We start from the raw sequence: 11,827 nt of genomic DNA on the forward strand, positions 1-11,827 counted from the left end.
GGCCACGGATGCCGCGAACGGGCCGCCTTCAGCAGCAGCGCAGCGACCCGGTCACGGCGCCGACGATCGCCTCGACTGTGTCTCTGGTCTTCCACTTTTAGAGGGCAGACTTATGTGTCGTGCATTGTCGCACTGAGGTGTTCTTTTGGACAGGTGCACGACACCCTGCTCTGCAACGAGACGCGGACGCCTGCCCGGGCTCTACGTTGGCGCTCGTGTCGGACCTCGGATGGGTGCTGGAGGCCGGGTGCGAGCGTTTGTGGTTTGTCTGCCGTCGGGTGTGTCCGGTACTGGACGGTCCTGGACCCGGATCGTCGGACGCATCGTGTCGCGGACGACGTCCTGCGGCAGTTCCGCTTCGGCCGCGGTTGCGCGGAGAGCACGACGAGGGCGTACGCCACGTCGGTCTCGCCGTGCTTGTTGTGGTGCGGGCAGGTGCACAGGGACTGGTCCGGCGGCGATCGTCGCCGGGGCGCTACCGTATGCCCGTGAGCGTTGATCCGGTAGCGCACAACCGCGCGGCGTGGGACCTTGAGGTCGAGAGCGGCAACGAGTGGTCGCGCCCGGTCACTCCCGAGACCGTCGCGCGGGCACGCGCCGGTGACTGGTCCGTCGTGCTCATCGGGTACCGGCCGGTCGACCGGGCGTGGTTCCCCGCCGACCTGTCCGATGTAGACATTCTCTGCCTGGCCTCGGGCGGTGGGCAGCAAGGCCCGACGCTCGCCGCGGCCGGCGCGCGGGTCACGGTCTTCGACAACTCGCCGCGTCAGCTCGCCCAGGATCAGATGGTCGCGGAGCGCGAGGGTCTGGAGCTGCGCACGGTACTGGGCGACATGCGCGACCTGTCGGAGCTCGGCGACTCCTCGTTCGACCTCGTCCTCAACCCGGTCTCGAACCTGTTCGTGCCCGAGCTCGCACCCGTGTGGCGCGAGTGCTTCCGCGTGCTGCGGCCGGGCGGCGCGCTGCTGTGCGGCTTCCTCAACCCTGACGTGTACCTGTTCGACCACGAGGCCATGGACACCCGCGGCGAGTTGGTCGTCCGCCACCGCCTGCCGTACAGCGACCTGACGCACGTCCCGGCCGAGGAGCGCGAGCGGCTGTGGGGAGCCAACGCGCCGCTGGAGTACAGCCACACGATGGCCGAGCAGATCGGCGGGCAACTCGCCGCCGGCTTCGTGATCACCGGGTTCGACGAGGCCCCGCACCATTCCGCCGCCACCGCAGGCTGGCTGCCCGGCTACTACGCCACCCGCGCCCTCAGACCCTGAGAGATATGGGCTACCGCGACGTCCGCCGCGCGACGGGCGTCGCGGCAGCTCGAATCCAGGATTTTGTCTAGAGCGAGCGGGCCAGTCGGTCCGCGGGCAGGCGCGTGAAGCGGGCGGGTCGGCGAGCTCGCCGCCCTCGGCGAGCAGCGCCATGCCGTAGAGCATCTCGGCGGCCTCGGCCAGCGCCGGGTCGTCGGCGTTGGCCTCGTTCGCCGTGCGCAGCCCGGTGACGAGCGCGTGCTCCGGGTTGAGTTCCAGGATCCGCTTCGTGCGCGGCAACTCCTGCCCCATCGCCCGGTACATCTTCTCGAGCGTGGGGGTGATGTCGAGCCCACAGTCGCCAGGCCCCGGGCGGGTCAACGGCCCACGAGGGGATGCCGAGCCGCCTTGTGTTACGCCACGACACGCTCAACTGCGGGGAGCCCGAAATCCCACCCTCCGGCATCGCGCGTGAGCGTCGCGTCAGGCGTCCACGGCGGGATCAGGCAGTGTCGCAACGTCTTCTGGCCGCATCTCTGCGCGAATCCGAACCATCCGCAACGGATGGCGCCACTGCCCAGCCTGCAGGGCCGCATCGGCACTGACCTCGACCACCGCCACCACCACCGGGTCGACCGCGCCCAGCGCAGCCGACTGCTCAGGCGACGACGGAACCGTCCGGCCGACCTTGACCAACTCTGAACCGCGATACCTTCCAGCGACCAGGACCTCCGGCTGCTTCAACGGTCCGATCACGCCACCAGCGATCACCTCGACGGTCTCCCTGGTCTTGTCCCAGCCGCGGCCAGCCACAGAGCGGCTAGAGGCGCTTCACCACCAGGCCTATCCACTCGCGCGCCTCAGCGATGTCGGCCATCACCGGCGAAAGCTGCAGCGGCGGGCGCCAGTTCTCTGCGAGCGACTCCAACCGGCGACGCCGGATCGACGACCGCATATTGCGGATATCGACGCCGTCGACCGCCAGCACATCGAACGCCACGAACGAAGCCGGCTCTTCCACGACCAGGCGCCGACGCACCGTCGCCGACGTCTTCACGATCCGGCGCTGGAGCGCATCGAAATCCAGCCGCTCACCAGTCCACACCACCAACTCCCCGTCCAGCACAATCCACCCGCAAACTGGGCCTCAAGAGCGCCAACGACGTCGGGGAACTTGTCGGTGAAATCCTTGCCGTCCCGAGACCACAATCGAACCTTGCGGTCCCTCACCACCGCGCCCGCGCGGCTAGTTGACTGAACTCTTCAGCGCGCCGGTTGGCGCCTCGGTCGGAATGCGGAGAGGTGTGCCGGTGGCAGTTGCGGACCCGGGCAGGTTGCCGAGTTCGAGTCCGGGTTGCGGTGGCGGCTGCTGTTCCGGACGCCGAATGATGCAGATGTTCTTGCGCTAGGAACCGGGTCAGGCCTCGGCCGGCGACGGCCATCGTTGGAGCCAGGCTCCAGTCGCGCGGGCTGCCAGACTCGAAGGAACAGGAGACCTACCCGGCCAGGAGGTTGACATGAGCGAACTGGACGAGTTCCTCAACACGACCCTCGCCCGCCAACTTGAGGCAGAGCAAGCGATGATCAACGGCGACCCGGGCCCGCGCCTGGCGATGACGTCCCACCAGGATCCTGTGACCGTGTTTGGGGCGAAGGTGCCACTCAAGCGCGGATGGGAAGAGGTCAGCCAGACCCTTGGCTGGCTCGCGTCGCGGTGGTCCAACTCCACCGACTACCGCTTCGACCTCGTCGCCGCCGACGTCAGCGGGGACATGGCATACCTGATCGGCTTCGAACACATCGCGAACTCTGTCCTCGGCACCCCCGTCGAGCCATACACCCTGCGCGTCACGCACATCTTCCGCCGCGAGCAGGGCGAGTGGAAGATCGCCCACCGCCACGCCGACTACGTCCCGATCGATCAGACCCGTCCAAGTGAAGCAGCGTCGCGGTGACGGGAGGCTGACGGCGGTGTGGGCACGGCAACACCGGAAGACAGTGATCCAATGGGACAATTCGAGGACTTCCATCACGACTTCCTGCCCGCTTCATCGCCGCGCAGATCGCCTTTCATGAAGGGGACGCAGCCCCAAACAACGCTCGCTGGACGGACACTGATCCGGTCACGCTCTTCGCCACCAGGCGATTGTGCGAAAGAGGGATGGACCGCGTGACCCAGGCGTTTGACCGGGTTGCATCCGAGTTCTCCGCAGTACGTGATCATGCGTGGGAACTCTTCGCCTCCGGGGTCAGCGCCGACATGGCGCACACAGTCGCCATCGAGAGCTAGGTGGCGTCGCTGCGCGGAGAGCCGCCGGCCAGCAGGAGCTTCGCGTGACCCATGTCTACCGTCGAGAGCACGGGCAATGGCGCGCGACCACCTCCACGCCGACCGGATGCAGCCCGACACGCCGCGCACCGGGTGATCCAGGGGTGGACGCGAACTGGCCCATGAAGGCACCCAGTCGCACCCGCGATTCTGCAGATCCGGTAGTCAGAGCGACGTGCGTCAGCGCACCCGAGTCGCGGTCTATCGCGGCGATCCCGTCGGCAGTTCCGTCATGACGATCGTTCCAGGAGAGAGGCCTAGCGATTGAGAGCTGAAGCAGGGTCAGACCGGGATCGAGTCGTAGCGCGCCGAAACCGCCTTGCGGGCAACCGGGTCCGTGATCGCGTTGGGGGGAAGCTCACCGAGTTCCATGAACATCTCCTCGAGACCGCCGGGCACCATCAGGGTCAGGAACCGGCCGCCACCGGGCCCCGCGCTGATCGTGTGCGCGGTATCCCTCGGGACCAGGACGTAGGTCCCCGGCCCCGCGACGACGGGCTCGCCGCCAACGGTGAAGGTGAACTCGCCGTCCAGCACGAAGAACGACTCCTCGAAACCGCGATGCAGATGCGGCACCGTCCAGGCGCCCTCGGCCGTGCCGGCGAACTCCGTCAACGAGAACGCGCCACTGACCGTGCTGTCGGCCAGCACCCGCATCCGCGCCACTCCCAGGTCGACCGAACGCCCCTGTGTCGGTCCGACCACATGTGCACGACTTGTCATCGTCCCCACCACCTTCGCCGGACCGGTAGGACACCGGCCCGCTCCTCTCACACTCGGCACATCGGGGCGCACTCGCAATATCAGATTCTGAAGTTGCCATCGGCCCTGGCGAGGACGACGCTGAAGGAGTGCGCGCGTACGGCCAGTTCTGCCCGATCGCCAGGAGTTCCGAACTACTGGCCGAGCGCTGGACGCCGATCATCGTGCGCAACCTCCTGAACGGCTGCCGGACGTTCAACGAGATCCGACAGGGCGCGCCTGGTATCTCCACCGCCTTGCTGGCCCAGCGCCTCGATGTGCTGGAGCGGCACGGCGTACTTCGTCGTACGGTCAAAGGGCGTGGGGTGACGTATGAGCTGACCGAGATGGGTCAAGCCCTCCGCACGGTGCTCGACGCGATGGGTCAGTGGGGCGCCCACTGGCTAGAGATCGAGCCTCACCACCTGGACCCCGCGTACGTGCTTTGGGCCACCATGAAGCTGGTCGATCTGGACCAGATCCCAGAAGGTATGACAGTGATCCGGTTCGAGCTGCGCGACCGGCCATCGGACACCCATTGGATGATCCTGCGTCGGCCGCAGCCCGAGCTCTGCACCCGGCCGAGTGGGTACGACGAGGATCTGGTTTGCCGGAGTGATTCGGCGACTCTCGTCGACCTGCATCTGAAGCGGCTGGACTACCCGGCCGCGATCCGGACCGGCCGGGTCGAACTGATCGGGCCGCCCTGCCTCACCCGGCAGTTCCGGACATGGTTCCGCACTAGCCCGTTCGCCGACTTCGTCACGTAGCTCCCTAGCTGGGCAGGACATCTCGCAGTACGGCGGCGTGGTCCTCGGGGCGCTTCAGGCCCATCCTCATCGTGTTGACGGCGAGATGCCGGCGGCGCGCAATCTCGCCCGCCGGGTTCGGCGCCGCCCGACGTGGCACCGTCACTGACTGGTGAATCGAACTCGGCGCCGATAGCGGTTCAGTCGCGAGCGGCGCCGAGGCGCTGGCGTTGTTGCGCGCGCAGCTCCCCACTGGATCGGTTCATCGTCATACGAGCGCTCTCATCGACGCCTGTCAGCCGTTCGTGACGACACGGTTCGAAGCACGGCCGGAGTAGGCTGACCGAGTGGAGAACGTGTCGCAGGTCGTGACATTCCCAGCTCCGACCGTGGAGGCGACCCCACGCAGGATCCGGGTCCGGCTCGGCGATGAGATCGTTGCGGACAGCGATCGCGCGCAGCTGCTCATACAGTACGGTCCCGCAGGCCTTCCGACGTACTACGTTCCCCAGGAGGATGTCGTGGCCGGCGCGCTCGTCGACGAGGTCGCCCAGCCAGACGGACGGCGAAGCTGGACCGTACGCTCAGGGCGCAAACGCGCCGAAGCCGCGGCGTGGACGCATCCGGACCCGACGGGCGACATGGCCGCACTCGACGGCCATGTCACCTTCTCTTGGCGACAGCTGGAGTGGTACGAGGAAGACGAACGCGTCGTGATGCATGCTCGCGACCCGCACAAGCGAGTCGACACGCTGCGCAGCTCGCGGCGCGTCGAGGTCTACGCACATGGGGAACGGGTCGCGCACAGCGTCCGGCCGCTGCTGCTTTTCGAGACCTGGCTCCCGACGCGGTACTACCTTCCCTTCGAGGACGTGCGTACCGAGTTCTTGGAGGCGAGTGACTTAGTGACTGTGTGTCCGTACAAGGGGCGGGCGCGCTATTGGTCGGTTCGCGTCGGTGAGTCATTCGTGCGCGATGCTGCGTGGAGCTACCCGGAGCCAATCCCGGAGAACCCGAAGATCCGTGACCTGATCTGCTTCTTCAACGAACGCGTCGACCTCATCGTCGACGGCAAGCGGCTGACGCGACCCACGTCCCCATGGTCGGACACGAGCGCGGCGCAGATCGACGACGGTCAGTTGAGCTGACTCGATCTCGCGGTGAGTCCTGCCCTCGGTCGAGCTGCCGTTCCCAATGACCGTTGACTTTGAGACACACTCGTGACACGTCCAGCGGCCGCAACCGTGGCCAGAAAATGGTTGCCGAGCGCATCGATCTGATCACCGTGAGGTGCCATCGCCGCCCGCGCATCGGCCTTGCGCCACAAGTCGCTGGAACCAGTTCATCGGTCCCGCGACGCTTGCCTTGGTCTACCCGGTTCGGTGGTCTGTTCGCCCCCGGCGGTGAGCGTACGAACGACGTCTGGGGAGACGGCAGGCGACCGTGTAAGTGCGTGGGGCCCATGCGCAGGTTCTTCACCCATGCTCGTCGCGGCACTCGCGGCGATGCTGTTCTTCGCACCACAAGCAGTCGCGGGTAGCCCACACTTCGTGGGCACGCCGACCGTGACCGGCCTGGTCTGCCCGGGAGACCGGCCTACCGCCGCCTCTTGAGCACGCGCTGTGCGACGTCGCACGCAGGAGGTGATCACGGATTGTCACGATTGGGGGTGACCACTCTCCCCCCGTCCTGGTCCTCTGCGTAACTGATCTGGGGAAGGTCTGAAGCAGGGGAACCATGTTTCGGAGGCTACTGGCGTTGGCTGCCGCCGTCTCGGTGGTGGCGGCCACGTTGCCCGCTGCCGCGGCCGGCGCGAACGTGACCATCACGCCGTCAACAGCGTCGAACGGTACGACGACACTCACATACCGGGCCACCGTCACCACGGCCGGGATCGTGCGCGACCTCGTGGTGTCGATCCCGCCCGGGTCCACCGGCCGGATCACCTCGGTGAACGGGACGGTTTCGACCGTGTCGCCCGGCATGCTGCGGTGGCGGCCGAGCTCCACCGTGAAGGTCGCCGTCGGCGCGCGCTTCGTCCTCCCCTTCGACGGCCTGCGGCTGCCCACCGGTGGACCCTCAGCTTCCGGGCGACCGGCACCACTGGCGCGACCCTGTCGTACGGCACCGGCACGCTGGCTCCTCTCAAGCCCGTGCTCGCCGACGTGCGCGTCACGGCGAGCAACCCGATCCCCGCCCAGACGACGAATCTGTCCTACGCCGGTACGGTCACCCGGGCGGGTGTCCTGTCCTCGATCCGCCTCCAGTTGCCCACCGGAGCCGGCGGCATCATGACCAGTGTGAACGGAACCCTGACCACCGCGAGCGGCTACGCGACCTGGACACCCAAGAGTCCGCTGAGCGTGGTCATCGGCGCTCGGCTGAGCATTCCGGTGTACGGCGTCACCTTGTCGAAGTACGGCGGTGTCATGAGCCTCGGGATGTCCGCCCGTACCTCGACCGGCACGATCCTGATGTCCGGTTCCCGACCTCGATGAACGGTCCGCTGGCCGCCTATCTCACCGCGGTCTCGGCGACCTGTGGAGACACCGTCGACCTCAAGGTGACGTCCGGTAATCCGGTCAGCGTCGTCGCCTATCGGATGGGCTACTACCAAGGCCTTGGTGCGCGCGAGATCTGGCGCCAGGACGGCGTACCGACCATCGTGCAGGCCGCCCCGACAACGGGAGCGCCTCGCCGCGTGGAACGGTCCGCGCTCCGCGCAGGGACATGACAGTCCAGGCCCGACGCACCTACCTGTCGAGGGTGCGGATGTACCTGTCGTGGCTGGGCGCCGCAGCCGTCGACGGCGATCCGCTCACCGACCTCGCCGCGGCGGTGTGGGCGGCGCGGGAGTACAAGGCCAATCTGTACGGGACATTGAGGAGGGCCAGCAACGGTCAATGGAGCCCTGGCGGCGGTATCGGATCTCGCTATCAGGCGCGGTCTGGGAAGGCTCGACGGCGACCAAGTAGCCCGTGTCGACCTGCCGGCGCCCCGGGCACCGAGGGCCCTGGCGGGCCGCGACGATCTGCGCTGGCAGCGGGCCGCTCAAGCCGCACCGGTCCGCGACAACGGTGCTGCGGCTTGCCGGTGCCCGGATCACCGAGGCGGTCGGCCTGGACCTGGACGATGTACCCACCGCGCAGCGGCGCCGCCGGCTCCGGATCCGCGGCCAGGGCCGCAAACAGCGCAGCGTTCCGATCCACACCGAACTCGGCAACGCAATCGATGCTTGGCTCGCCGAGCGGCGCAGCTGGCCCGGCAGCGATACCAACCCGGCGGTGTTCCTCAACCGGTCCGGTGGCCGACTGTCCGCGCGCACGGCCGACGGGATCATCGCAGGCATCGCGCGCCGCTGGTCTGACCGACCAGGTCACCCCCACGTGCTACGACACTCTTTCGGCACCGACCTGGTCCGCGCCGGCGCCGATCTGGTCACCGTCGCCGAACTCCTCGGCCACGCCTCACTGGATTCGACCCGGGTCTACACCCTGCCCACCGAGGACGACCTCGACGCGGCGGTCGATCGACTCACCGTCGACCGCTGACCAGCCCCACCCCCAAGCAGCCCTCGGCCGGTTGACCCCCATCGAATACGAAACAATCATGACCAGACCGGCGAGTCAGGCCGCGTGACCGAAGCTGTCACCTACTCGTGCAGCAGACCCCTCCGGAGAGCGAACGACTGAAGTTGCCCGCACGGAAGGACGAGGGCAACAAGAAGCGTGTGGGGAAGAAGAAGCCGAAAGGAAGGAGCGCTCACCCTTCTCGCGTCAGCGCGTCCACCAAGGACGACAGTAATCCCAGCTGACCTTGTAGATCTTGTCAGCGGAGAGGCAGCACCACCGGTCGACGCCAACGAGGCGCAACAGGGCTGCAGGACAGCCCATTTGGGGGTACACGTGGTGTAGCCCATGACGATAGTCGTCAGAGGGTAGAGGCGCCGTAGTCGACGGCAACTGCGTCGCAACGACTCGCATCAACGATCCCTCATACATCGGAACGCTGCTCGCGCCATCTCACCGCACCAGACTCAACCACAAGCAACTAGGCAGAGTGCCTCGGCAGATTCCCGGGGCACTCTTCGATTGCCGCCTGCGACGCTGATCGGCGTGAGGACCGGGATCCACTGAGACTTCGTGTCGAGCTGAGGCTTCTCGGTGCGGTTAGCGTTCTGCGACGGTGAGATCGACCATGTTGACGGTGCCGTCGGTGACGAACAGGCCTAGGCGACCGGCGCGGTGGTCGTACGAGCGGAAGCTCAAAGAGACCCGGTGATCGACGACGACCTGGCCGCTGGTCGCGTCGAGCAGGATCTGGACGGTGTGGCGGCCGGGCGGAAGCGAGCAGGGACGTTCGAGTTCGAGCGCATGCGGGACGTCGCCTTCGACCTGCCACTGGGCCTGGCCGGTCCGCCCTCGCGGCCAGCGGTCGAACACGATCCGGTCTCGTTGTGGCTCAACCCGGACGATCGCGCCTTCCTCGCCGTCGGCACTGGAGTGCAGCAGTAGGCCGAACGCATGGGTGCCCTGGGCAACGTCAACCGTGAGCTCGATCATGCATCGATCTGGCAGCGAGTCGCCGATCCAGGCGGCGTACCGATCGACCGCCCCTTGACCAGGCTCGGATGCGGCACCGTCGAAAGGCGTCAAGGTGACCGGGCGTGGCTCGGTGTGTGCTGCAAGGATCTCCGCGGGGAATCCGAACGTGAGACTGCCGTCATCCTCCTGGTACGCCTCCAGCACCGCCAGCGAGCCGGCCCACTCCCACTCCCCCGCATCGGATTCCCCTCGTTTTGTGGGGATCCAGCCGATGAAGAACCGCCGTGCTTGATGGTCGACCGACTTCGCCGCGTAGAACGCGCGCCCGTCAACTGTGTCGCGGCTGGGACACAGCCACGGACCGTCCGGCCGGCGGGCGACCCGGTAGCGCGTCTGGAACGCGTCGGTGAACTCGGAGTACACGAGGTACCACCAGTCGCCCCATTGGAAGACATCGGGACATTCCTGGGTGATGAACCGGTGCGGCTGCCACAGCGGCTCCGCGATCGTCCAACGCACCAAATCAGGCGACGTGAGTCGGGCGACGACGCCGCACCGCCGATCCGGTCCATCGGAGTCGCGTGCCGCCAGCACCATTTGCCACGGCTGATCCGGAGTTACCCGGAACACGAACGGGTCACGCCAGTCCTCGGGCAGGTAGCCCGCCGGGGCGCCGAAGGTGTGTTCTGGATGTTTGGTCCACCGCGTCGGATCACCATCGCTGGTCGCGTGGCACACCACCTGCACCGAGCCCCTGGATGTGCGGTTGCGCGGATTGTGACCCGTGTAGAACAGATGCAGCCGATCGCCGTCCGCGATCACGCTCCCCGTGTAGCAGTCGAAGTCGACGTCGTCCTTGTCTCCTCCGGGCAGCACGACCCCGTGGTCGGTGTAGTCGACGAAATCCGTGGTCGACACCAGCGCCCAAGGCATTCCGCTCGCCCCCGCGGCCGGATCGTCCGGCCGCTCGTCCAGCAGGTAGAACAGCCAGATCCGGCCCGCGTAGCTGAACGGGATGACATCACCGACCCAACCGCGGTCAGGACGCCAGTGGATGCCGCTCACGTACGGCGCCTCGCCGCCGAAGCGGAGCGTGGTCGCGGGCGCCGCCGTGGCGGGTCGCCGACCGACTCCCGCTCGATCAGCTCACACTCGACGATGACCCGCTCGGGCGCGCCGTCCGGCTCGCCCAGCACCAGTTCACCGGCCCGGCGACCCAACATCAGGTGCGGCAACGCCGCAGTGGTCAGCCCTGGCCGGACCTGGTCCGCGACATCCGGCTGATCGTCGAAGCCGACGATGCTGACGTCCCCCGGACACTCCAGGCCCATGGCGTGCAGAGCCAGCATCGCCCCGATCGCCATCCGGTCGTTCCCGCAGACCAGCGCGGTCGGCGCGTGCTCGGTCACCACCTCGGTCGCCAGGTCGTAACCCGATCCGATCTGGTAGTTGCCGTACCGATGCACGAGATCAGCCGGACGCAGACCCGCCGACCGGGCGGCGTCGGCGAAACCGCGCCGGCGTTCCTTGCAGGCATAGTCGCTCCGCGGACCGCCCAGGAACGCCACCTCGCGATGCCCGCGGTCGAACACCGACGCAGCGGCGGCACGACCACCGGCGTACTCGTCGGCCAGCAGGACGGTGTCGGCTCGGCCCTCCTCCGGCCAGCAGTTGACGAAGATCGTCCGGATCCCGTCGAGCCGCGGGCTGCGATGCAGCGGCTTGGGCTCGAGCGACGCGTACACGATCGCCGCGACCCCCTGCCCCACCAGGCTCGCCACGGCGGCGTCGCCTTGCTCCGGGTCGCCCGTCGTGTCGACGACCATGCACACGTAGCCGGCGGGTTGGACGACCTGCTGGAGACCGAGCACGATCAGGCCGGCGTACGGCTGGGAGACGATCCCGCTGGTCACGACACCAACCGTGAACGACCGGTTCGACCGCAGCGACTGGGCCGCCCGGTTGGGCACGAAGTCGAGCTCGGCCGCGGCCTCGAGCACTCGCCGCCTGGTGTCCTCGGCCACCGCGACGTCGCGGCGGTCGTTCAGGACGAACGAGACCGTGGGTTGGGACACGCCAGCGCGGCGCGCGACATCGGTCATCGTGACGCGCTTCGGCCGGTCGGCCGGTTGCTTCGCCATGGTCCCCCTTCACGGTGAGCGGCGTCGTCGCCGCGGTCGCACCAATTCAATACCACAGCGCGGGCCAATACGTATT

Annotated in this window: 13 protein-coding genes and 1 pseudogene; 7 read left to right on the forward strand and 7 right to left on the reverse strand. The window is 67.6% G+C overall.

Features of this window, described 5'->3' with window-relative positions; genetic code table 11:
- Nucleotides 1-488 precede the first annotated feature (488 nt).
- Nucleotides 489-1,268, forward strand: a complete 780-nt coding sequence (locus ACZ6O0_RS06910) for a class I SAM-dependent methyltransferase (RefSeq protein ID WP_465763868.1) — start codon at nucleotides 489-491, stop codon at nucleotides 1,266-1,268.
- A 126-nt stretch (nucleotides 1,269-1,394) separates the two neighbouring features.
- Here ACZ6O0_RS06910 and ACZ6O0_RS06915 read toward each other — a convergent pair.
- The 3 genes and pseudogenes from ACZ6O0_RS06915 to ACZ6O0_RS06925 form a co-directional block, all read right to left on the reverse strand.
- A pseudogene (locus ACZ6O0_RS06915) lies at nucleotides 1,395-1,571 on the reverse strand (hypothetical protein); the annotation flags it as partial.
- 159 nt (nucleotides 1,572-1,730) lie between these two features.
- On the reverse strand, nucleotides 1,731-1,991 hold the full coding sequence (locus tag ACZ6O0_RS06920; RefSeq protein ID WP_465763869.1) for a hypothetical protein: 261 nt from the start codon (nucleotides 1,989-1,991) through the stop codon (nucleotides 1,731-1,733).
- A gap of 76 nt (nucleotides 1,992-2,067) precedes the next feature.
- Nucleotides 2,068-2,373: an ATP-dependent DNA ligase gene (locus ACZ6O0_RS06925; protein WP_465763870.1), complete on the reverse strand. Its 306-nt coding sequence runs from the start codon at nucleotides 2,371-2,373 to the stop codon at nucleotides 2,068-2,070.
- 391 nt (nucleotides 2,374-2,764) lie between these two features.
- On the opposite strand from ACZ6O0_RS06925, the gene ACZ6O0_RS06930 reads away from it, so the two are divergent.
- Nucleotides 2,765-3,202 (forward strand): YybH family protein, encoded by a 438-nt coding sequence (locus ACZ6O0_RS06930; RefSeq protein WP_465763871.1) that lies wholly within the window; start codon nucleotides 2,765-2,767, stop codon nucleotides 3,200-3,202.
- Between the two features lie 656 nt (nucleotides 3,203-3,858).
- Here ACZ6O0_RS06930 and ACZ6O0_RS06935 read toward each other — a convergent pair.
- A complete protein-coding gene (locus tag ACZ6O0_RS06935) occupies nucleotides 3,859-4,299 on the reverse strand; it encodes a cupin domain-containing protein (RefSeq protein WP_465763872.1) in 441 nt (146 codons plus the stop codon).
- 128 nt (nucleotides 4,300-4,427) lie between these two features.
- Between ACZ6O0_RS06935 and ACZ6O0_RS06940 the strand changes: the two genes are divergently transcribed.
- Nucleotides 4,428-5,087, forward strand: coding sequence for a winged helix-turn-helix transcriptional regulator (locus ACZ6O0_RS06940; protein WP_465763873.1), 660 nt, complete (start codon nucleotides 4,428-4,430; stop codon nucleotides 5,085-5,087).
- Nucleotides 5,088-5,091: 4 nt separating this feature from the next.
- On the opposite strand, the gene ACZ6O0_RS06945 is transcribed toward ACZ6O0_RS06940, so the two are convergent.
- Nucleotides 5,092-5,232 (reverse strand): hypothetical protein, encoded by a 141-nt coding sequence (locus ACZ6O0_RS06945; protein WP_465763874.1) that lies wholly within the window; start codon nucleotides 5,230-5,232, stop codon nucleotides 5,092-5,094.
- A 181-nt stretch (nucleotides 5,233-5,413) separates the two neighbouring features.
- On the opposite strand from ACZ6O0_RS06945, the gene ACZ6O0_RS06950 reads away from it, so the two are divergent.
- The 4 genes from ACZ6O0_RS06950 to ACZ6O0_RS06965 all read left to right on the forward strand — a co-directional run bounded on the left by ACZ6O0_RS06950 (nucleotide 5,414) and on the right by ACZ6O0_RS06965 (nucleotide 8,617).
- Nucleotides 5,414-6,214: a DUF427 domain-containing protein gene (locus ACZ6O0_RS06950; protein ID WP_465763875.1), complete on the forward strand. Its 801-nt coding sequence runs from the start codon at nucleotides 5,414-5,416 to the stop codon at nucleotides 6,212-6,214.
- Nucleotides 6,215-7,219: 1,005 nt separating this feature from the next.
- Nucleotides 7,220-7,564 (forward strand): hypothetical protein, encoded by a 345-nt coding sequence (locus ACZ6O0_RS06955; protein WP_465763876.1) that lies wholly within the window; start codon nucleotides 7,220-7,222, stop codon nucleotides 7,562-7,564.
- The gene (locus ACZ6O0_RS06960; protein WP_465763877.1) at nucleotides 7,561-7,800 is read left to right on the forward strand and encodes a hypothetical protein; all 240 of its coding nucleotides are present in this window, start codon (nucleotides 7,561-7,563) and stop codon (nucleotides 7,798-7,800) included. The genes ACZ6O0_RS06955 and ACZ6O0_RS06960 overlap by 4 nt, the downstream gene beginning before the upstream one ends.
- A 244-nt stretch (nucleotides 7,801-8,044) precedes the next feature.
- Entirely contained in the window at nucleotides 8,045-8,617 is a 573-nt protein-coding gene (locus tag ACZ6O0_RS06965; RefSeq protein ID WP_465763878.1) for a tyrosine-type recombinase/integrase, read from the forward strand.
- Between the two features lie 618 nt (nucleotides 8,618-9,235).
- On the opposite strand, the gene ACZ6O0_RS06970 is transcribed toward ACZ6O0_RS06965, so the two are convergent.
- Together ACZ6O0_RS06970 and ACZ6O0_RS06975 are read right to left on the reverse strand one after the other, a co-directional pair.
- Nucleotides 9,236-10,675, reverse strand: coding sequence for a glycoside hydrolase (locus ACZ6O0_RS06970; RefSeq protein ID WP_465763879.1), 1,440 nt, complete (start codon nucleotides 10,673-10,675; stop codon nucleotides 9,236-9,238).
- Nucleotides 10,672-11,751, reverse strand: coding sequence for a LacI family DNA-binding transcriptional regulator (locus ACZ6O0_RS06975; RefSeq protein ID WP_465763880.1), 1,080 nt, complete (start codon nucleotides 11,749-11,751; stop codon nucleotides 10,672-10,674). The genes ACZ6O0_RS06970 and ACZ6O0_RS06975 overlap by 4 nt, the downstream gene beginning before the upstream one ends.
- Nucleotides 11,752-11,827 lie beyond the last annotated feature (76 nt).

Source organism: Kribbella sp. NPDC048837 (assembly GCF_055586945.1).